Origin of the sequence: Psychromonas saccharinae (assembly GCF_051201515.1) — a bacterium.
Lineage (GTDB): Bacteria > Pseudomonadota > Gammaproteobacteria > Enterobacterales > Psychromonadaceae > Psychromonas.
Genome location: NZ_CP195153.1, coordinates 331,255 through 351,387, shown reverse-complemented (window position 1 = coordinate 351,387; position 20,133 = coordinate 331,255). Strand labels below are relative to the sequence as shown.

Here is a 20,133-nt window from a genome sequence, read left to right as displayed (position 1 = left end):
TAGATACAATTAACCGAGCTGTTTACGTACATTCCTAAACATACGCATCCACGGGCTATCTTCCCGCCATTCATCAGGATGCCATGAATTAGCAACGGTTCTAAATACACGCTCTGGATGAGGCATCATAATTGTCACACGTCCATCTTCAGAGGTTAAACCCGTAATACCATTTGGTGATCCATTTGGATTCGCAGGATATTGTTCAGTCTGCTCACCATAGTTATTAACAAATCGTAATGCAACACTACCACTTGCTTCAATAGCAGCAAGGTGTTCTGCATCTTTAACTTCCACATGGCCTTCCCCATGTGAAACCGCGATTGGCATACGTGATCCAGCTAAATCATTTAAGAATAATGAATTGTTTTTCTGTACTTCCACTAAACTAAAACGCGCTTCAAAACGCTCTGATTTATTACGCACAAAACGAGGCCAGAAATCTGTACCAGGAATCAGCTCATGGAGATTTGATAACATCTGACACCCATTACACACACCCAGTGCGAATGAATTTTCACGGTTAAAGAATGTTTGGAATTGATCGCGTGCTTGGCCATTAAACAAAATGGATTTTGCCCAACCTTCCCCAGCGCCTAAGACATCCCCATAGGAGAAACCACCACAAGCAACCAGTCCCGCAAAGTCAGATAATTGAACATCACCAGACAATACATCACTCATATGAACATCAATGGCAGCAAATCCAGCACGATTAAAGGCAGCAGCCATTTCTTGCTGAGAGTTAACCCCCTGCTCCCGTAAAATGGCCATACGAGGACGAACGCCCGTTGCAATATAAGGTGCTGCAACATCTTCATTAATATCAAAGGTTAATTTAACATTTAAACCCGGATCATTATCATCGGATTTAAGTGCAAACTCTTCCTCCGCACAACTTGGATTATCTCGTAGAGATTGCATTTTAAGTGTTGTTTCAGCCCAAATAGCACGGAATTCACGTCGAGGGGCAACCAAGATATCGACACCATCACGTGTAAATTCAATTTGATCTCGCTCATTTAGTGTACCGATAACCAGTGCGTTACTTGCTAAACCATGGCCAGCCAGAGTGTTAAGTACTGCTTCTTTATCTTCACGACGAATTTGAATAACAGCACCTAATTCTTCGTTATAAAGTGCAGAAAAATCTTCGCTACCTAAACGGTCTAATCGAACAGATACACCACAATGACCTGCAAATGCCATTTCGGTAATTGTAGAGAATAATCCACCATCACTACGATCGTGGTAAGCCAATAACTTTTTAGAAGCAACTAAGGTCTGCATCGCATTGAAGAAACCTTTCAATTGTGCGGGATTATCAACATCTGGTGTTGCTGCACCTAACTGCTTATAAACCTGTGCCAATGATGATCCACCTAGGCGATTTTTTCCATTACCTAGGTCAACCAAAATAAGGTCGGTATCACCTTGATCTGTACGCAACTGTGGTGTGATTGTATTACGGATATCTTTAACAGCACCAAAAGCTGTAATAATTAATGACAGTGGAGAGATAACTTCTTTATCCACATCACCCTCTTGCCAACGCGTTTTCATTGACATGGAATCTTTACCAACGGGAATTGTCAGGTCTAATTCAGGACACAGTTCTTCACCTACTGCTTGAACCGCTTCGTATAAACCCGCATCTTCACCTGGATGACCGGTTGCAGACATCCAGTTTGCCGATAACTTAATACGTTTAAAATCGCCAATATCTGCACAAGCAATATTGGTAATTGACTCCGCAACAGCTAAACGCGCAGAAGCACCAAAGTTAAGTAAGGCAACCGGAGTTCGTTCACCCAATGCCATTGCTTCACCAAAATATGTATCGTAACTTGCCGCCGTTACCGCACAGTTTGCAACAGGTACTTGCCAAGGACCAACCATTTGGTCACGTGCAACTAAGCCGGTAACTGTTCTATCACCAATAGTAATTAAGAAAGTCTTTTCTGCAATAGAAGGTAAACGTAATAAACGCTCCGCAGCACCTTTAATACTGGCACCAGAGAGATCTAAGGTCTTACCTTTGGCCGTTTGTGTTTTAACATCACGGTGCATTTTAGGTGCTTTACCTAATAACACTTCGAGTGGCATATCGATTGGTTTATTATCGAATTCATCATCATGTAACGTTAAATGTAATGCTTCAGTTGCTTCACCAATCACGGCATATTGCGCACGTTCACGTTTACAAATTGCTTCAAAAGTCGCTAAATTTTCAGGCTTAACCGCCATCACATAACGCTCTTGGGATTCATTACACCAGATTTCATGTGGCGCCATGCTTTTCTCATCATTTGGAATAGCACGCAATTCAAACTTACCGCCACGACCGCCATCATCAACCAACTCAGGCATCGCATTAGAAAGCCCACCAGCACCGACATCATGAATAAACTGAATCGGATTATTTTCGCCCATCTGCCAACAGCGATCGATCACTTCCTGACAACGACGTTCCATCTCTGGATTTTCACGTTGTACCGACGCAAAGTCGAGATCTTCAGATGACGCACCAGAGTCCATCGAAGAAGCGGCACCACCACCTAAACCAATGTTCATCGCCGGTCCACCCAATACAATTAATTTTGCACCGACTGGAATATCTTTTTTCTGAATATGCTCACGGCGAATATTACCTAAACCACCGGCCAGCATAATCGGTTTATGATAGCCACGAATTTCAACCCCGTTATGGCTATCTACTTGCTCTTCATAGGTACGGAAATACCCAAGAATATTCGGACGACCGAACTCATTATTAAATGCAGCGCCACCAAGTGGAGCCTCTAGCATAATATCTAAAGCAGATACGATACGATCTGGTTTACCAAAATCCGTTTCCCATGGTTGAACAAATGCAGGAATGCGTAAATTAGAAACAGAAAAACCAACTAAGCCTGCCTTCGGTTTAGAACCAATACCCGTCGCACCTTCATCACGGATTTCACCACCGGAACCAGTCGATGCCCCAGGGAATGGAGAGATAGCAGTTGGATGGTTATGGGTTTCGACTTTCATCAAAATATCAATATCTTCATGATGATAACCGTATTCACGATCATCAACACTTGGGAAGAAACGCCCTGCTTTTTCACCAGCCATAACCGCTGCATTATCTTTATAGGCAGACAATACAAAATCTGGCATTTTTTCGTGAGTATTACGGATCATCTTAAATAATGATTTAGCTTGCTTTTCACCATCAATGGTCCAATCTGCATTGAATATTTTATGGCGACAATGCTCAGAATTGGCCTGCGCAAACATCATTAACTCAATATCATTAGGATTACGTCCCAACTTAATAAAGTTCTCAACTAAATAATCCATTTCATCGTCAGCAAGGGCTAAACCTAAACTTAAATTAGCACGTTCAAGCGCTGTTTTGCCTTCGCCCAAAATATCAACACTGGTCATTTTTCCTGGTGTACCTTGGATAAATAATTTCGCAGCATCTTCAAGGGAGGTAAACACAACTTCCATCATACGGTCATGTAATAAACCGGATAATGCCTTATATTGCTCAGGGGATAATTCAGAATCAGTTTCAACATAGTAAGCAATACCACGCTCTAAACGTTTAATATTGGTCAAACCACAGTTTTTGGCAATATCGGTCGCTTTAGAAGACCATGGGGAAATGGTACCCGGACGAGGCGTAACAAATAGTAATGTACCAACAGGATCATGCTCAGCGATCTTAGGTCCATAGGTTAAAAGTTTTTGTAATACAACTAACTCTTGGTCATTTAAAGCATCATTCAAATCTGCAGCATGCATATATTCAGCATATATTTGTGTCACAGGTAAATTTAATGCCTCACAGTTTTTTAATAACTGATTTACACGAAATGTCGATAAGGCTGGTGCCCCTCGCAAAATTTCCATAGGTTATTTCTCTCATAGGATAAATAAATGAACTTGGGTTACGCCCAATTACACGAAGAATAATGTACGTTTAGGCCAGCAATCTGGATACCTTTATGCAATCGTCCAGTGATATAATTGGTATTAGGCCGCTATTATAAGCAAAAAGCATTTTTTATTAAATAAAAACCCTCTATAGTCTTAGTCTAAATATTTCAAATAATGGTAAATTGCTAAGTTACAGTTGAAAATGAAACTTTCGATCTAAATTTTAATGGATTCAATCTATGTATTTACAAAAAATCAGACTGACAATCTATCCACTTTTTATTAGCTTTTTGCTGTTATCACTGACCGCCTGTAATCCATTCACACACACAACACATTTAGAAGAAATTCAAGCCCATAACAAAATAATCATGGGCACCATCAATGGCTCATTAACCTATGCATTTGATGGGGCGAACTATAGCGGTTTCGACTACGAACTCGGCCTCGAATTTGCCAAATACCTTAATGTTGAATTACAAGTCAAAGAATTTGATACACTGACCGATCTCTTTCAAGCTTTGGACAATGAAGAAATTGATTTTATTGGAGCAGGACTGACGCTCACTGATAAACGAGCTAAAAAGTACCGTGGCGCGCCACCTTATTACTATGTTTCACAAAAAGTGGTCTATCACAAAGGAACCTATCGCCCACGAGAAATGAGTGATGTAACAGAACCTATCGGCGTACTCAAAAGTAGTAGCCATGAAGAAGCACTTCAATTATTAGCAAAAGATTTACCTGATTTAAAAATCAATGTCCTAACCGATGATGACCAAGAAAGCTTATTACAAAAAGTCGCCGATAAAGAAATTAAATACGCGTTAGTTGATAGCTCCACCTTAGCACAAAAGCAACGTTATTATCCGGTGCTTGCAGAAGCGTTCACAATCGCAAAAGACCGCCCTGCAGCTTGGTTAATCAATCGTGATCAAGATAATGCCATTTATTCCGCAATGATCGAATTTATTGGCGACAAATATCAAGATCAAACCATTGCAAAGCTCACTGAAAAATATTTTGGCCATGTTGAGAAATTTGACTTTGTCGATACTAAAATTTTTTTAAAGCGCATCGAAAGCACATTACCCAAATACGAAGCCCTATTTAAAGAATATGCAACGGATGAGATTGATTGGCAATTACTCGCATCAATCAGTTATCAAGAATCTCATTGGGATCCTAAAGCACAATCACCAACCGGTGTTAGAGGAATGATGATGCTCACCCGAGACACCGCTAAATTTGTTGGTGTGCAAAACCGTTTAATTCCGAAACAAAGCATTGAGGGGGGCGCTAAATATTTATCCCAGTTACTCAAACGTTTGCCGGAAAGTATTCCTGATGATGAACGAATTTGGTTTGCGCTTGCCAGTTATAACATTGGTTATGGACATTTAATGGATGCACGGCGTTTGGCGACGATGCGAAAACAAAACCCGGACTCATGGACAGACGTTAAAGATAATTTACCGCTGCTGCATCAAAAAAAATGGTATCAGAAAACTCGTTATGGTTATGCACGCGGGAAAGAAGCACAACATTACGTCAACAATATACGTCAATATAATAAAACATTAACGTGGTTTATGACGGTGAAAGCTAACGAGGCTGCAAAGCAAAAAGAACAACGTCTTGCAGAAGAACAAGCAGAGAAAAAACAAATTGAAAAACAAAAAACACTAACCAAAGAACAATTATTAACACAGGTCGAATCAGAAATAAAAGCCAAGGAAAGTGCGCTTAAACAAGCTGAGGCCGAAGTGCTTTCACTCGATAAATTTTTACACTCAGCCAAAGAAAAAACCTTAGCTGAAGAAAAAGCCAAGGACCTAGCGACACAGCAATTATTATCCCTGCAACAAGCATTAAAACAAAATGAAGAAAAAGCCTTAGCTGCTCAAAAAGCATTTCGTTTAGAAAAAGAAAAACTATTAGCTGAACAAAAAATATTGCAAACGGCAGAAGACGAAGCACGTAATAAAATAGAACTTTATCAACAGGCTCGAGACAAAGCATTTTCAACCCAACAGTCTTATCAACAGGCCAAGGACAAAGTATTAGCTAACCAACAGGCTTATCAAAAGCAAAAGGAAGCCGCATTGCTTAAAAAAGCGCAATACCAAACAATTGAAGATGAAAAAACTGAATCTGATGTCCAGCAAGATGGATCGGATCCCACTCAAGATGAGCAACTGCCAATAGAAAAGGAAGTCGCCATAGAAGATACGGCTGAAGCCAAACCTTAATAACATTGAAAATAAATGAGGGTTGCTTTATCGCAGGTTTATTAGGCTTGATTGGACTGTAATTTTTTTAACTGTTTTTTCTCTTTACGACGGCGTTTAAAAAAGGCACTTATCTTTTCAGCACATTGTTCAGCTAACACACCCGCTGTCACGTCTATTTTATGGTTTAACTTATCATGACACAGTAAATTAAATACAGAGCCACCCGCCCCGGTTTTGTAATCGCCTGCACCATAAACCACACGCTTAACCCGAGCATGAACCAGTGCGCCAGCACACATCGGACAAGGTTCTAATGTCACATACAAGGTACAATCAATAAGTCGATAATTTTTAAGGACTTGCCCACCTTCTCGTAGCACGCGAATCTCAGCATGACCACAGGCATCATGATTAGCAATTGAGATATTCCAACCTTCTGCGACGATTTGCTCATCTTTAACTAATACAGCACCAACGGGAATTTCATCTAAGGCCGCCGCCTTATCAGCCAACAATAAAGCATGCTTCATCCACTTTTTATCAATTAACGCCTGCTCGACGGCAGCATTAATCTTTTCCATTATAAAACCAGCGAGTAATAAAATTGATTAATCACATCACCGTAAACCAGGTAAACCCAGCCTGCAATAGCCAAATAAGGACCAAAAGGCATCGGTTTGCTTTTTTTATCCTTTGAAGCAACAATCAACCCAATTCCAATAATGGCACCTGCCAAGGAAGAGATTAAAATAACCAGCGGTAATGCTTGCCAACCGAACCAAGCACCTAAGGCAGCTAATAATTTAAAATCACCGTACCCCATTCCTTCTTTACCAGTGACCAGTTTAAATATCCAATAAATAGACCATAAACTCAAATAACCAAAGGCTGCCCCTAATACTGCATCAGTTAACCCAATAAAAGACCCATTAATATTAATCAACAAACCAAACCACAAGAGCGGCAATGTAAGTTGATCAGGTAATAGCATGGTATCAAAATCAATAAAAGTAAGACTGACTAACACCCAAGTAAATAAAAGGGCAAATAATAATGGCCAGCCAAAGGGAATAAAATAAGCTACCGTAAACGATAAAATACCCGTTAATAATTCAATAAATGGATAACGTTTACTGATCTTACAACTGCAATGCTTACAACGACCTTTTTGAATCAACCAGCTAATAATAGGAATATTTTCAGTAGATCCAATTAAATGACCACATTCCGGACAACGTGAACGAGGAAGAACAAGATTGAAAACTTCATCTTCGGTTTTAAGGTTTGCTTCGGGAAAATATTCAGAACATTCCCGTTTCCAATCTCTTTCCATCATTATCGGCAAGCGATAAATAACGACATTTAAAAATGAGCCAACAAGCACACCGACTACAGTTGCTATGACATACACTAAAGCAGGGATCTGCTCCATTAACATCGCTAATTCATTCATGATCTTTATTCCTGGGGAAGACAGACACGATAAAATCCAAAATATCGCACAATATTTTGGATTTTACAGGTAAAACGACAAGGATTATATCAGGATTTTACTGGGGAGAAAATTTCATCATCATTAAAAAAGTAAGCAATCTCTCGGGCTGCCGATGCTGGACTATCAGAACCATGTACTACATTTTCTTGTTTACTTTTTGCGAAGTCAGCTCTAATAGTACCTGGCGCTGCAATATCAGGGTCTGTATTACCAATAACCTTACGATAACTTGCAATCGCATCTTCTGCTTCAAACACTTCAATCAAAATAGTATCGGAAGTCATAAATTTAACAAGTGATTCAAAAAAAGGTTTTCCACGATGCTCTTCATAAAAACCTTCTGCCTGTTCTTTGGTTAAATGGACGACTCTAGAACCCACTAATACTAAGCCAGCTTGTTCGAAACGTTGTAAAATGGTACCGGTAAGACGATTGCGAATTGCACCCGGTTTCATAATCGATAGTGTTCTTTCTAATGCCATAAGATAGGACCTAAATATAATAAATTGAATTGTATTAACAATATAGTCACATAATTTCATCGCAGCAATAGAAATTTTTACATAAAAAACGCTATATCACATTTCTGTACATTAAATTCACATCGTTATATCTTTATGAATTTACTGTTTTATTTTATCTCTGCATTAAATTAACCAAACAAAAGCACATATTCAAATGCGGCCCTCTTAAGGCTTTTATTAACAGGAGAATGCCTTAGATACATAATAATTTTTAGCCAGCAAATGAATAGAAAAGAAAGTGATTGGTTTAGTGCTTTTTAGAAAGATATTTTGGTCGATTTATTAAAAGTAAGTTTGACACGATATATTAGACGATTAATGGTCAATGTCGTAAAAGACTACACTGAATAGTTAGTTAGAATATTACTGAGGGAAGTTTACTTAAAGGAAATTTGGAGCGGTACACGAGACTCGAACTCGTGACCCCGACCTTGGCAAGGTCGTGCTCTACCAACTGAGCTAGTACCGCATCAAATTTATGCTCGCATTTGGCTTCTGGAGGAGAAGTTGGAGCGGTACACGAGACTCGAACTCGTGACCCCGACCTTGGCAAGGTCGTGCTCTACCAACTGAGCTAGTACCGCTTCATAGGCATAAGAAACTTATTTGGTAAGTTGGTATTACCTGTTCCTTATGAGCTGCGCATTATAGACAGCAGCTTGATGAATGCAAGCTTTTTTTATTCAAAATAATACAACCTAAGTTCACTTGCTGCTTTTTTAATCTTTTTAGACATTTAAACATCAAAATCGGACTAAAACTTAAAGAAATGTTCTTTATAATGCTGAAGCTCTGAAATTGAATCTCTAATATCATCTAAGGCTAAATGAGCACCTGTTTTTTTATGAGCGGCAACCATATCCGGTGCCCAACGCCAACCTAATTCTTTTATTGAGCTAACGTCAATATTGCGATAATGAAAGTAACTTTCAAGCTCAGGCATATAACGCACTAAGAAACGACGGTCCTGTCCAATACTATTACCACATAAAGGAGATGCCCCCTTTTCTACCCATTTTTTCAGAAATTCAATGGTCAGTTGCTCAGCCTGTGCGCAACTAATATTGCTAGCAAGTACACGTTCGGTTAATCCCGATTGCCCATGATGATCTATACACCATTCATTCATGCTATCCATCACCGCTTTGCTTTGGTGAATAACCAATTGTGGCCCTTCTTCGAGGATGTTTAAATCACTATCAGTCACAATGGTCGCAATCTCAATTATTTTATCAGTATCGGGTTCGAGACCGGTCATTTCTAAATCAATCCAAACAAGGTTATTTTTATTCGTCACTATAATGGCCCTTTTCTTTAGTCAGAGTTTCTGTTTAATACTAACTTCACTCAAAAATATAGTATGATACGACATTCATCCCCTATGCGATACCTAAGGAAAATAGTGGCTAAGAAAAAACGACTCAGTAAAAACCAAGTTCGCCGTGTACAAAGCAATCAAAATAAACGTCTAAAAAAAATAGACGAAAAACATTGGGACGAATCTGAACTTGGCCCGCAACTTCAAGGCGTTGTCATTAGTCGATTTGGTCAACATGCCGATATCGAAGACGAAAATGGTAAAATTGAACGCTGTAATTTGCGTCGAGGCGTTAAATCATTAGTCACCGGTGACCGCGTTGTTTGGCGAGCGGGTAATGAAGCCTTTCATGGTATCAGCGGAGTCATTGAAGCCGTACATCCGCGTAAAACCGTATTAACACGCCCAGATTATTACGATGGTATTAAACCTATTGCCGCCAATATTGATCATATCATTATTGTCAGTTCTATTGCGCCTGAATTTTCACGTAATATTATTGATCGCTACCTAGTAGCCTGCGAAGATATCGGTATTACACCCATTATCGTTTTAAATAAAAGTGACTTATTAGATCCAGAGTCCGCAAAGATCATCGAACAGGAACTTCAAAGTTATCGCGATATTGGTTATCAAGTGTTATACAGCTCAATGCACGGCCATGGACTAGATGCATTAAAAAGCGTAATGAAAGACAAAACTAATATTTTTGTTGGCCAATCCGGCGTCGGCAAAACTTCGTTATTAAACATGTTATTACCGGAAGTAAATGCAATAACCGGCGAAATATCAGAAAACTCAGGATTAGGTAAACACACCACAACAACAGCACGTCTTTATCACTTTATTGATGGGGGCGACCTTATTGATAGCCCAGGGATCCGAGAGTTCTCCCTGTGGCATTTAGAAGCAGAACGTATTGCTAGTGGATTTATTGAGTTTCGACCATTCTTAGGAGGCTGCCGATTCCGCGATTGTACTCATCAGGGCGATCCAGGTTGTGCATTAGTAGCTGCAGTAGAACAGGGTAAAATAGATGATGCCCGTTATCGCAGTTTCTTGCGTATTTTGGACACGATGGACGATGCAAAAAATGCACGTAATCGTAATCCGAATACTTATTAATAATAAAAGAGATTTATTATGATTGATTCACTAAAAATTATTGGCCAATACCTATTACCTAAACATCTTGTGTCACGTTTAACAGGTGCATTAGCGAAAATAGAAGCGGGTAAATTGACCACTTTTTTAATTAAAAAATTTATCGCTAAATACAATATCGATATGAGTGAAGCAAAACACTCTGATCCGGCATATTTCAAAACCTTCAATGACTTTTTTACTCGTGAACTTCGTGACGGTATTCGACCGATTTATGAGGGAGAAGAAAATCTATGTATGCCAGTTGATGGTCAAGTGAGTCAATTGGGAGAAATTAAAGCAGGACGAATTTTTCAAGCTAAAGGTCATGATTTTAGCTTACGAGAATTACTAGGAGGCGGAGATGAAATTGCCGCGCCTTTCGATAATGGTATATTTTCAACAATTTATTTGGCACCTAAAGATTACCATCGCATTCATATGCCAATTGCAGGTAAATTAGAACAAATGGTGTTTATTCCTGGCGATCTATTTTCGGTGAATCCGTTAACGGCTGAAAATGTGCCTAATTTATTTGCTCGGAATGAACGTGCGGTTGCTATTTTTTCAACAGATGTGGGCCCAATGGCAATGGTATTAGTTGGCGCAACCATTGTCGCTAGTATTGAAACCGTTTGGGGAGGAACAATCGCCCCCTCTAAAAACAAAACATTACAATATTGGGATTACAGTAAACAAAATATTACCCTTGAAAAAGGCGAAGAGATGGGACGATTTAAACTAGGTAGTACCATTGTTGCTCTTTTTCCCAAAGATAGTATTAATTTTTCAGACACATTACAGGCAGGCTCACCAACACGCTTAGGTGAACTCTTTGCAACAAAATCAGGAAATGAATAGGCAAATGAGCACATTATCGGCATCACAATACTTAAAAAAAATCTTACTTGCACCTGTTTATGAAGCTGCAGTTGAAACGCCACTACAGCCACTCAACAAATTATCGACACGTTTAAATAATCATATTTCCTTAAAGCGAGAGGACTTACAACCCGTTCATTCCTTTAAATTACGTGGTGCCTACAATAAATTAGCAAACCTTAGCGACATCCAAAAACAACATGGTGTGATTGCTGCTTCTGCGGGGAATCATGCACAAGGCGTTGCCCTTTCTGCTAAAAAAATGGGATTAAAAGCAACCATCGTCATGCCTTGTACAACGCCCGATATTAAAGTCGATGCAGTACGCTCATTTGGTGGTAATGTGGTTCTACATGGTGATAGCTTTGATGCGGCAAGCCAACATTGTCGTGAACTTGCAGAGCAGCATGGATACACGCTTATCCATCCCTTCGATGATCCCGATGTGATTGCCGGACAAGGCACAATTGCCAAAGAATTGCTGCAACAAAATGTGCATCTGAATAAAATATTTGTTCCCGTAGGCGGTGGCGGTTTAGCGGCAGGTATCGCGATTTATATTAAACAACTGTTACCGAATATTAAAGTAATTGGTGTTGAACCAGAAGATGCGGCAAGCTTAAAAGTATCTCTCGATCATGGCGGCCCCGTCACTCTTAGTAAAGTGGGATTATTTGCCGATGGTGTCGCAGTCAAAACAATTGGCAGTGAAACCTTTCGCCTATGCAAGCTGTACATTGATGAAGTCATCACAGTAAGTAGTGATGAAATCTGTACTGCCATCAAAGATATCTTTGAAGAAACGCGCGCGATTGCCGAGCCTGCTGGCGCCCTATCACTTGCTGGACTAAAAAAATACTGCCGCAAAAATGAATTACAGGATCAGCACCTTGCCGCTATTTTAAGTGGTGCCAATGTTAACTTTCATAGCTTGCGTTATGTGTCAGAACGCTGTGAACTCGGTGAACGAAAAGAAGGCATACTTGCGGTCACTATTCCCGAACAGCCTGGTGCATTTCTCGCATTTTGTAATCAACTAGATGGTCGAGAAATAACCGAATTTAATTATCGTTTAAATTCGCGTAAATCAGCCAATATTTTTGTTGGTGTCAGAACTCCCTTAGGTCAAGGTGGCATCTTAGCCTTAACGGAAAACTTAAGCGAAGCAGGTTATGATGTTGCAGACCTCAGTCACGATGAAATGGCAAAATTACATGTTCGCTACATGGTTGGCGGAACATCAATCAAAGGATTAAAAGAACGCCTTTATAGCTTCGAATTCCCAATGCACCCCAACGCATTGATTAAATTCCTTAACATGCTTGGTACACATGGCAATGTAACACTTTTCCATTATCGTAATCATGGTGCAGCTTATGGCCAAGTACTGGCAGGATTTGAACTAAGTGAAAGTGTAGAGGAGTTTAATAAGCACCTCGATGCGCTTGGCTATCATTATAAAGATGAAACGGATAATCAATCTTATCGTTTCTTTTTATCCCAACAAGACACCGATTAAGGCAGTTAAATTATGTTTTTTTCCCTGAAACTAAAAACATACCTACGCTTCATCACCTCTGAATTAACTTGGCCAGTTATGTTCTTACTGATCGTGGGACAAACTTTTACTACCTATGTATTGCTTGCCATTTCAGGTGAGCAAGCATTAATCCAAGATCCTCTACAATTCATTTATTACAACATGGTGGTTATTTCTACCGTTGGATTCGGAGATCTTAGCCCCGTTAACGATGCAGGAAAGCTTGTTGTTGCATTTTTTCAAATCCCTTCCGGCTTAATTATTTTTGCCACTTTTATCGGTAAAATCACCCAATTATTTATTGATATAGCGAGATCCAATATGAACGGTAACCATAATTTTTATCACCTTGAAGGCCACATTCTACTACTTTGCTGGGATGAGAATTCAACCGAACAGATCATCAATTTAATACTTGGCGATAAAAATCGTGAAAAGCGTCATATATTATTATGTGTTACTGAAATGATTGAAAATCCATTTCCCGAAATTAAAGAAGTCTCTTTCGTTCGATTAAGTTCTTTTTCAGATCCCGACGAGCTACAACGTATTGCGCTGAGTAAAGCAGAACGTATTATTGTTGATGGAAAGTCAGATGATGAAACACTTTCTATTGCACTTAGCATTGCCACTTTTGCAAATAAAATGGCGAATATCTCAGCTCACTTTTTTGATAAAACCAAAGCAGATCTACTCAAAAATCATTGCCCGCAAATAGAATGCAGCACCGACACGAGTGCACAAATGATGGTGAGATCAATGCAAGATCCTGGCTCCAGTCAAGTTACCGAGCGCTTATTATCAACCTTAAAAGGGCCAACATTGTATTGCATGCAAGTCCCCGAACTGACAAACACACTAACATTTGGCCAAGCATTTAATAAACTTAAAATAAGTCACGGAATGATTTTGATTGGTCTAAGCCATTTTAAAAATGGTGATAAAATGGCATTAAACCCTGAAATGGATGACCTTCTACAGGCAAATGATTACCTACATTATATTGCAAATGAAAGGATCGCAGCAGGAGAAATCGATTGGGAAAATATCTAAACTATAACGAATAATTGTCCGTTTATTTACTGAGTTGCTTGCCAATACAAAGGCTCTGCATAGCACTCGGCTAAATAATCAATAAATACACGTACTTTTGGAGCAAGCAAGCGAGAACTTGGATAAACAGCCCAGATCGCAGTATCTGAGGCTAAGGGATAATTCTTTAAAATCTGTACTAACTCACCTTTCCTTAGGTGTTCGTACACACTCCAGGTTGCACTCAATGCAATACCAATCCCATTGACACAGGCATCTCGAACGGTTTCACCATGGTCTATACGCATTCTGCTTTGCGTTTTAATGGTAATGGCTCCGTTATGACTATTAAAAGTCCAACCGTCCATGCCAATAATATTAATGCATTGGTGTTGATATAACTCCTTCGGTGTCATCGGTTCACCGTATTTTGCTAAGTAATCGGGAGAGGCACAAATAATACGATCATCGGGGGCTAATTTACGAGCAATTAAACTTGAGTCTTTAAGTTCTGCATTTCGGATTGCAATATCAAACCCACCTTCAACAAGATCGACGATGGTATCGCTCAAACGTAAATCAACGGACAAATCAGGGTATTTATCAAGAAACCCTTTTAAAGCCGGTACCAAATGCATTCGTCCAAATGAAGAAGAGGCAGTCACTCTTAGCGTTCCCTTTGGGGATACTTCACCTGAGCCGACCGAGGCACAAGCAGCCTCAACACTTGCTAAAACCTCCTGGGCATGAGGCAGAAAAACGAGCCCTTCTTCAGTTAACGAAACCTTTCGTGTTGTTCGATGAACAAGCCGAATCCCCAAACCCTCTTCGAGTTTATTAATATGCGCACTGGCAACAGCTGGCGATAAATTTAATTCTTGTCCAGCTTGGCTAATATTATGGGTCGCCGCTAAACGTACGAATAACTTTAAATGTTCAATATTCATTTAATTCTCAATAAAACGATAAAATAGTACTGCCCTAAAACTATTGTTACTTATTAAAGGTGGAAAATCTAATATTAACAAGCTGCCATTGACTGTGATTCTGCTTTACCTATAATCATCCGCAAATGTCATTGTTAAAGCACTAGAAAAACAAACTTAAATTAATCAATATTGATAGCATTGTAATCCCCTAGATGCTTAATAAAAAAATCCTCTTTCCTGTAAACTTACTTTTATAAGTTATGCTAGAGAATACGGAACTGCATAATAAAAAGAGAAAAACCAATGTCTAAAGACGATTTATCCATTCAAATCCAACAAAAAATTGATCAAAAAACTAAACCTGTTGGAGCACTCGGTTTATTAGAAGATATAGCTCATCAATTAGCCCTAATTCAAAGCGTTTATGCAGGAAAACTCATTTCTCACATTGAAATAACTAAACCTACCGCTATTTTATTTGCAGGTGACCACGGTATTGCAGATGAAGGCGTCAGTATCGCACCAAGCGCAGTCACTCAACAAATGGTCTTAAATTTCTTAGCTGGCGGTGCCGCCATCAATTGTTTTTGCCGTGCGAATGATATCGAACTAAAAATTGTTGATACGGGTATTCTTATTCCGGTTGAAACCAACAACCCTAATTTTATTGAGCAACGACTAGGAACACGTACCCACAATTTTGCTATTCAACCTGCAATGAGTTCAGAGCAAGTAATACGAGGTATCGAATTAGGTAAATCAATCATCCATAGCACCATTAACGGAGGTTGTAACTTAATTATGTTTGGCGAAATGGGCATAGCAAACACCAGCTGTGCCTCTGCTATTTTAGCCGCTTTATCCGGGGAATCCGTCGACAAGTGCGTGGGATTGGGAACTGGTATTACCTCAGAGCAATTAGAGAAAAAAATAACGGTAATCAAACTTGGCGTCGCCCGTTGTCAAAACGCAGATCCCTATAGCGTACTTGCTGAAGTAGGCGGATATGAAGTTGTACAAATGGTCGGCGCATTTTTAGCTGCATTTGAAAATAAAACGCCAGTCATTGTTGATGGATTTATTGTCAGCACAGCGGCCTATGTTGCAACGTTAATTGAACCTGATTGTCGAGAGTTTATGATTTTTGCGCATCGTTCACAGGAATCTGGCCATAAAATCCTGCTCAACTTATTACAAGCCAATCCTCTTCTCGATTTATCGCTGCGCCTTGGCGAAGGGACTGGTGCTGCACTCGCGGTCCCATTAGTTCGAGCTGCTGCTGAGTTTTATAATAATATGGCAAGCTTTGAAAGTGCAGGAGTAACAGTTTAATGCCTCTTAGTGAGAAAATTCAACAAGCGCTAGGTTATCAAGTTGAGTTATTTCTCTTGGCACTTGGCTTTTTCTCTCGAATACCAATGAGTCATAATGTCCCCTACTCCGCTGAACGTATGAATAAGGCAGGACGTTACTTTGCACTTGTTGGCATAGTGTTAGGTATGCTCTGTGGTTCCATTTTTATTATTTTTACATACCTGTTCTCACCTGATATCGCCGTTTTTTTAACTATAGTATTTAGCTTATTACTAACAGGTTGCTTTCATGAAGATGGTTTAGCAGACATGGCCGATGGTATTGGCGGAGGAATGACCATTGAACGCCGACTATCTATCATGAAAGATAGCCGTATTGGTACCTATGGTGCAAGCGCATTGGTGATGAGTCTATTAGCCAAATTTTTGTTACTCAGAGAATTAAGTTTGGGTTATATAAACAGTGAATTTATCCCGTTGTTATCAATACATAATGATTCTCCTTTAATCACTATTTTTATTATTTGGCTCCTTGCCTATACCGTCAGTCGAGGCGTCGCCGCTAGTTTTATATTTAATACTCCCTATGTGAGTGATCTCGATAAAAGCAAAAGCAAACCGTTAGCCGAAAAACAGTCCGCTAAGGAGCTAATATTTATTATATTCTGCAGCCTAGTGCCTTGTTTATTCATTCATCCATTGATCACATTATTATTAATCATCGCAGGGTTAGTATTTCGACTGTTATTCAAACGCTGGTTATTAGCAAGATTAGGTGGTTTTACGGGCGATTGCCTAGGTGCAGCACAACAATTAATGGAGCTAATTATTTATCTGCTATTGTTAGCAACATTAAACCCAAACAGTGTTCTTGCTCTATATTAAAAAGGGACTAGCCGTGCAAGTTTGTCATTTTTATTTATTACGTCATGGAAAAGTGAATGGTGCTCCAGCATTAAACGGCCATACTGATTGTAATACATGCCCTGATTTACAACAAAAAATCCGAAAAGCATTAACGAAAAAAAGACTCCCCTTCGACCATATTATTAGTTCTCCATTGAAACGTTGTGCTGATTTAGCGACGCTATTGCAGGTTGATTATCCACAGGCAACGCATACCCTTAATACGCAAATTCAAGAAATGTCTTTCGGGAAACTTGATGGCCAACCATTCGAAACAATAAAAGACCAATGGCCATTACTCGATGCATTTTGGCAAGATCCTTATAAGAATACCTTACCTGATGCTGAAACATTAACAGCATTTCATCAAAGGATTCATTCAGCTTGGAACCACATCACTCAAACTAATAATGCGAATACACTGATTATTACCCATGGCGGTGTAATTCGTATGATATTAGCAATGGCCTTAAACGTTGATTGGAAAAACCCTGTTTGGCATGCAAATTTAGCGATTGGCAATGCCTCACTAACCCATATTCAAATTAGTAAAACAGACCAGTACTATATCAGTGTAAAGAATATTGCAGCCGACCTACTGGAATAAAGGTTTAAAAGAAGTCTTTTAATATTAATCACTTCAATTTTTGTCAATAACTGAAAGGTTGACACCGATCATAGTTTACCTATAATCGCCATTCACTATGTGCTTCGCTAATAATATAAAGCAAGCTTAAATGGGAAGCAGGGTTTAACGGTTACGTTAACACAAGCCTGCACTGCCCCCGCAACTGTAAATATTGCTTTATCAAATAATCGCATTATAAGTCAGATACCAGCATAGAGAGCGTCACTGTCCATCAAGCGGGTCGGCTTTTTTGGAACGGGCTAATACCAAATAGCGGTATTTCGTAATAGTGGCGAGCCAAAGAAAGTCTTTGTTGCTCAGTCTATAAAACCTGTTCAAGCAAACTTTCTTCTTATTTAAATAACAAGGAAGAACTATGTTTAAACCTCAATATACGCCATTAGCCCTAATCATTGGCAGCCTTATTAGCCCTACAACTTTTGCAGATGAAACCATTACCGATAACAATAACGATGATATCGTAATCTCCGCTAGTCGTGTTGAAACCAAACGTGTTGAAACAGGCAGCTCTATTACCGTACTCGATGAAGCCTACCTAAAAGAAAACCAATCACGTACTGTTGCAGAGCTACTGCAGGATGTACCAGGAGTGAGTGTAACCAATACGGGTGGCATCGGTAAAGCAACCTCTGTTTTTATTCGTGGTGCTGATTCTAATAAAACACTTGTAGTCATTGATGGAGTCGAAGTAAGCGATCTATCAAGCATTAGTGGCGGTTATAGCTTTGATGATCTTATGGCCGATAATATTGAACGTATTGAAGTTTTACGTGGCTCTCAAAGTGCGCTTTGGGGCAGTGATGCCATTGGTGGTGTTATTAACATTGTCACCAAAAAAGGAACATCCGGGTTTAACCCAACGGGCAGCCTTGAACTTGGTGAAAATGATTACTACAAAGAAAATATTAATATCAGTGGTGCAAAAGGCGATACCAATTACTCTCTTTCTGCAACAAACCTTAAAACGGACGGTATCAGTGCACTAGATAATGAATCAGATGATGATCGTTATGAAAATCAAACGATTTCTTTAAAAATGGGGCACCAATTCACTGATGTTTTTACGATGGATACCATACTACGTTACGGACAATCAGAATCAGAATATGATAATGCTTATGGTACCGATGCAGACTCTGGCTATTACGCAACAAATGAACAGTATCAAGCAAAATTAAATAGCCATTTAAACTTGTTCAACAAACAATGGCAGAATCGACTTTCTGTTGGATTATCAAATACAAAAAATGAAGATTTTTCATATAGCGATACCTCCTATGAAGGTAAGAAAATAAAAACAGAACTGCAGAGTGATTATTACCTAACCCCTATTAATAACTTCACGCAACGCCTTTCATTTTTTGCAGAGCATGAAAATGATAATTACCAAAGCTGGTCAATGGATGAAAAAGAACGTATCGAAGCAACCGGTATTGTTCTAGGTTATGGCACCGATTGGAAAAAATTAGTCTTTGTAAATGCGGCGATTCGCCATGACTTTAATGATAGATTTGATGATACAACAACCTATCACTTAGATGCTGCAGGATGGATTAATGATGGCACTCGCATACATTCAAGTTATGGAACTGGCGTTAAAAATCCAACATTAGGCCAGTTATATGGCTATCAATCTTTTGGTTATAGCGCCTATACAGGTAATCCAAATCTAACACCAGAAAAAAGCCGCAGTTGGGATGCAGGGGTTGAATACAACTTCAGTGATGCTGACGCCTACGTTGATTTAACTTACTTTGATTCACGTTACACCAATATGATCGATTATGAATCTGATTCTAATTATAATGGTACCTATGTTAATCTTGATGATGATGCCACAGCACGTGGTCTTGAGTTTACTGGTAGTCTAAAAATCACCCAAGATTTCCGTTTGAATGCAAGTTACACCTATATGAAAACGGATGATGGTGACGGTAATGAATTATCTCGTCGCCCAGAAAATTCGGCAAGCATCAACGCTAATTACAAATATACGCCTAAATTAAGTGCCAATATTGGCTTCAATTATGTTGGTAGTCGTATTGATAGTGATGATTCAAATCTCGATAGCTACATGCTAACGAATATTGCCGTTGCTTATCAAATCCATAAACATATTGGCTTGTCTGCTCGATTAGAGAATGCGTTCAATGAAAATTACGAAGAAGTAAGTGGTTACAATACGGCAGACCGTACTATTTATGTCGGCGTTAACTTTAAATAATACAATTTTAGGAT

General features: G+C 39.3%; 15 protein-coding genes, 2 tRNA genes and 1 riboswitch. Of the genes, 9 read left to right on the top strand and 8 right to left on the bottom strand.

All coding sequences use genetic code 11. From position 1 onward, the window contains the following. Positions 1-9: 9 nt before the first annotated feature. The gene (gene purL / locus ACR30L_RS01625; protein ID WP_435236308.1) at positions 10-3,903 is read right to left on the bottom strand and encodes a phosphoribosylformylglycinamidine synthase; all 3,894 of its coding nucleotides are present in this window, start codon (positions 3,901-3,903) and stop codon (positions 10-12) included. 266 nt (positions 3,904-4,169) lie between these two features. Between purL and mltF the strand changes: the two genes are divergently transcribed. Next, positions 4,170-6,182 (top strand): membrane-bound lytic murein transglycosylase MltF, encoded by a 2,013-nt coding sequence (gene mltF, locus ACR30L_RS01620; protein ID WP_435236307.1) that lies wholly within the window; start codon positions 4,170-4,172, stop codon positions 6,180-6,182. Between the two features lie 41 nt (positions 6,183-6,223). On the opposite strand, the gene tadA is transcribed toward mltF, so the two are convergent. From tadA to orn, 6 genes are all read right to left on the bottom strand, one after another. Then, positions 6,224-6,745, bottom strand: coding sequence for a tRNA adenosine(34) deaminase TadA (gene tadA / locus ACR30L_RS01615; RefSeq protein WP_435236306.1), 522 nt, complete (start codon positions 6,743-6,745; stop codon positions 6,224-6,226). Then, positions 6,745-7,617, bottom strand: a complete 873-nt coding sequence (locus ACR30L_RS01610; protein WP_435236305.1) for a prepilin peptidase — start codon at positions 7,615-7,617, stop codon at positions 6,745-6,747. The genes tadA and ACR30L_RS01610 overlap by 1 nt, the downstream gene beginning before the upstream one ends. Positions 7,618-7,706: 89 nt before the next feature. Next, positions 7,707-8,141 carry a nucleoside-diphosphate kinase gene (gene ndk / locus ACR30L_RS01605; protein ID WP_435236304.1) on the bottom strand — a complete coding sequence of 145 codons (435 nt, stop codon included), beginning with the start codon at positions 8,139-8,141 and terminating at the stop codon, positions 7,707-7,709. 435 nt (positions 8,142-8,576) lie between these two features. Then, positions 8,577-8,652 (bottom strand) — tRNA-Gly (locus tag ACR30L_RS01600). Between the two features lie 39 nt (positions 8,653-8,691). Further along, positions 8,692-8,767: transfer RNA gene (locus ACR30L_RS01595), tRNA-Gly, on the bottom strand. 170 nt (positions 8,768-8,937) lie between these two features. Further along, positions 8,938-9,483, bottom strand: a complete 546-nt coding sequence (orn, locus tag ACR30L_RS01590; RefSeq protein WP_435237858.1) for an oligoribonuclease — start codon at positions 9,481-9,483, stop codon at positions 8,938-8,940. Positions 9,484-9,585: 102 nt separating this feature from the next. On the opposite strand from orn, the gene rsgA reads away from it, so the two are divergent. The 4 genes from rsgA to ACR30L_RS01570 are packed head-to-tail and all read left to right on the top strand — an operon-like array spanning position 9,586 to position 14,119. Next, complete coding sequence (gene rsgA / locus ACR30L_RS01585; protein ID WP_435236303.1) at positions 9,586-10,626, top strand: small ribosomal subunit biogenesis GTPase RsgA; 1,041 nt, start codon at positions 9,586-9,588, stop codon at positions 10,624-10,626. A gap of 18 nt (positions 10,627-10,644) precedes the next feature. Next, positions 10,645-11,505, top strand: coding sequence for an archaetidylserine decarboxylase (gene asd / locus ACR30L_RS01580; protein WP_435236302.1), 861 nt, complete (start codon positions 10,645-10,647; stop codon positions 11,503-11,505). Positions 11,506-11,509: 4 nt separating this feature from the next. Further along, positions 11,510-13,045, top strand: coding sequence for a threonine ammonia-lyase, biosynthetic (gene ilvA / locus ACR30L_RS01575; protein ID WP_435236301.1), 1,536 nt, complete (start codon positions 11,510-11,512; stop codon positions 13,043-13,045). A gap of 12 nt (positions 13,046-13,057) precedes the next feature. Then, positions 13,058-14,119, top strand: coding sequence for a potassium channel family protein (locus ACR30L_RS01570; RefSeq protein ID WP_435236300.1), 1,062 nt, complete (start codon positions 13,058-13,060; stop codon positions 14,117-14,119). A 26-nt stretch (positions 14,120-14,145) separates the two neighbouring features. Here the strand turns inward: ACR30L_RS01570 and ACR30L_RS01565 are convergent, their stop codons facing one another. Beyond that, complete coding sequence (locus ACR30L_RS01565) at positions 14,146-15,045, bottom strand: LysR family transcriptional regulator (protein WP_435236299.1); 900 nt, start codon at positions 15,043-15,045, stop codon at positions 14,146-14,148. A gap of 285 nt (positions 15,046-15,330) precedes the next feature. Between ACR30L_RS01565 and cobT the strand changes: the two genes are divergently transcribed. The 4 genes from cobT to ACR30L_RS01545 all read left to right on the top strand — a co-directional run bounded on the left by cobT (position 15,331) and on the right by ACR30L_RS01545 (position 20,119). Then, positions 15,331-16,359: a nicotinate-nucleotide--dimethylbenzimidazole phosphoribosyltransferase gene (gene cobT / locus ACR30L_RS01560; protein WP_435236298.1), complete on the top strand. Its 1,029-nt coding sequence runs from the start codon at positions 15,331-15,333 to the stop codon at positions 16,357-16,359. Beyond that, positions 16,359-17,225: an adenosylcobinamide-GDP ribazoletransferase gene (locus tag ACR30L_RS01555; protein WP_435236297.1), complete on the top strand. Its 867-nt coding sequence runs from the start codon at positions 16,359-16,361 to the stop codon at positions 17,223-17,225. Before cobT ends, ACR30L_RS01555 begins: the two co-directional genes overlap by 1 nt. Before the next feature lie 13 nt (positions 17,226-17,238). Next, positions 17,239-17,853 carry a histidine phosphatase family protein gene (locus tag ACR30L_RS01550; RefSeq protein ID WP_435236296.1) on the top strand — a complete coding sequence of 205 codons (615 nt, stop codon included), beginning with the start codon at positions 17,239-17,241 and terminating at the stop codon, positions 17,851-17,853. A gap of 80 nt (positions 17,854-17,933) precedes the next feature. After that, positions 17,934-18,104, top strand: a riboswitch (cobalamin riboswitch). A 146-nt stretch (positions 18,105-18,250) separates the two neighbouring features. Further along, positions 18,251-20,119 (top strand): TonB-dependent receptor plug domain-containing protein, encoded by a 1,869-nt coding sequence (locus ACR30L_RS01545; RefSeq protein ID WP_435236295.1) that lies wholly within the window; start codon positions 18,251-18,253, stop codon positions 20,117-20,119. Positions 20,120-20,133 lie beyond the last annotated feature (14 nt).

Bases quoted from the DNA above. Each gene is read 5' to 3' on its own strand.
- tadA (WP_435236306.1), bottom strand. From the start codon at position 6,745: ATGGAAAAGATTAATGCTGCCGTCGAGCAGGCGTTAATTGATAAAAAG.
- ACR30L_RS01565 (WP_435236299.1), bottom strand. From the start codon at position 15,045: ATGAATATTGAACATTTAAAGTTATTCGTACGTTTAGCGGCGACCCAT.
- ACR30L_RS01545 (WP_435236295.1), top strand. From the start codon at position 18,251: ATGTTTAAACCTCAATATACGCCATTAGCCCTAATCATTGGCAGCCTT.
- ilvA (WP_435236301.1), top strand. From the start codon at position 11,510: ATGAGCACATTATCGGCATCACAATACTTAAAAAAAATCTTACTTGCA.
- asd (WP_435236302.1), top strand. From the start codon at position 10,645: ATGATTGATTCACTAAAAATTATTGGCCAATACCTATTACCTAAACAT.
- cobT (WP_435236298.1), top strand. From the start codon at position 15,331: ATGTCTAAAGACGATTTATCCATTCAAATCCAACAAAAAATTGATCAA.
- ACR30L_RS01570 (WP_435236300.1), top strand. From the start codon at position 13,058: ATGTTTTTTTCCCTGAAACTAAAAACATACCTACGCTTCATCACCTCT.
- ACR30L_RS01610 (WP_435236305.1), bottom strand. From the start codon at position 7,617: ATGAATGAATTAGCGATGTTAATGGAGCAGATCCCTGCTTTAGTGTAT.
- purL (WP_435236308.1), bottom strand. From the start codon at position 3,903: ATGGAAATTTTGCGAGGGGCACCAGCCTTATCGACATTTCGTGTAAAT.
- ndk (WP_435236304.1), bottom strand. From the start codon at position 8,141: ATGGCATTAGAAAGAACACTATCGATTATGAAACCGGGTGCAATTCGC.
- ACR30L_RS01555 (WP_435236297.1), top strand. From the start codon at position 16,359: ATGCCTCTTAGTGAGAAAATTCAACAAGCGCTAGGTTATCAAGTTGAG.
- mltF (WP_435236307.1), top strand. From the start codon at position 4,170: ATGTATTTACAAAAAATCAGACTGACAATCTATCCACTTTTTATTAGC.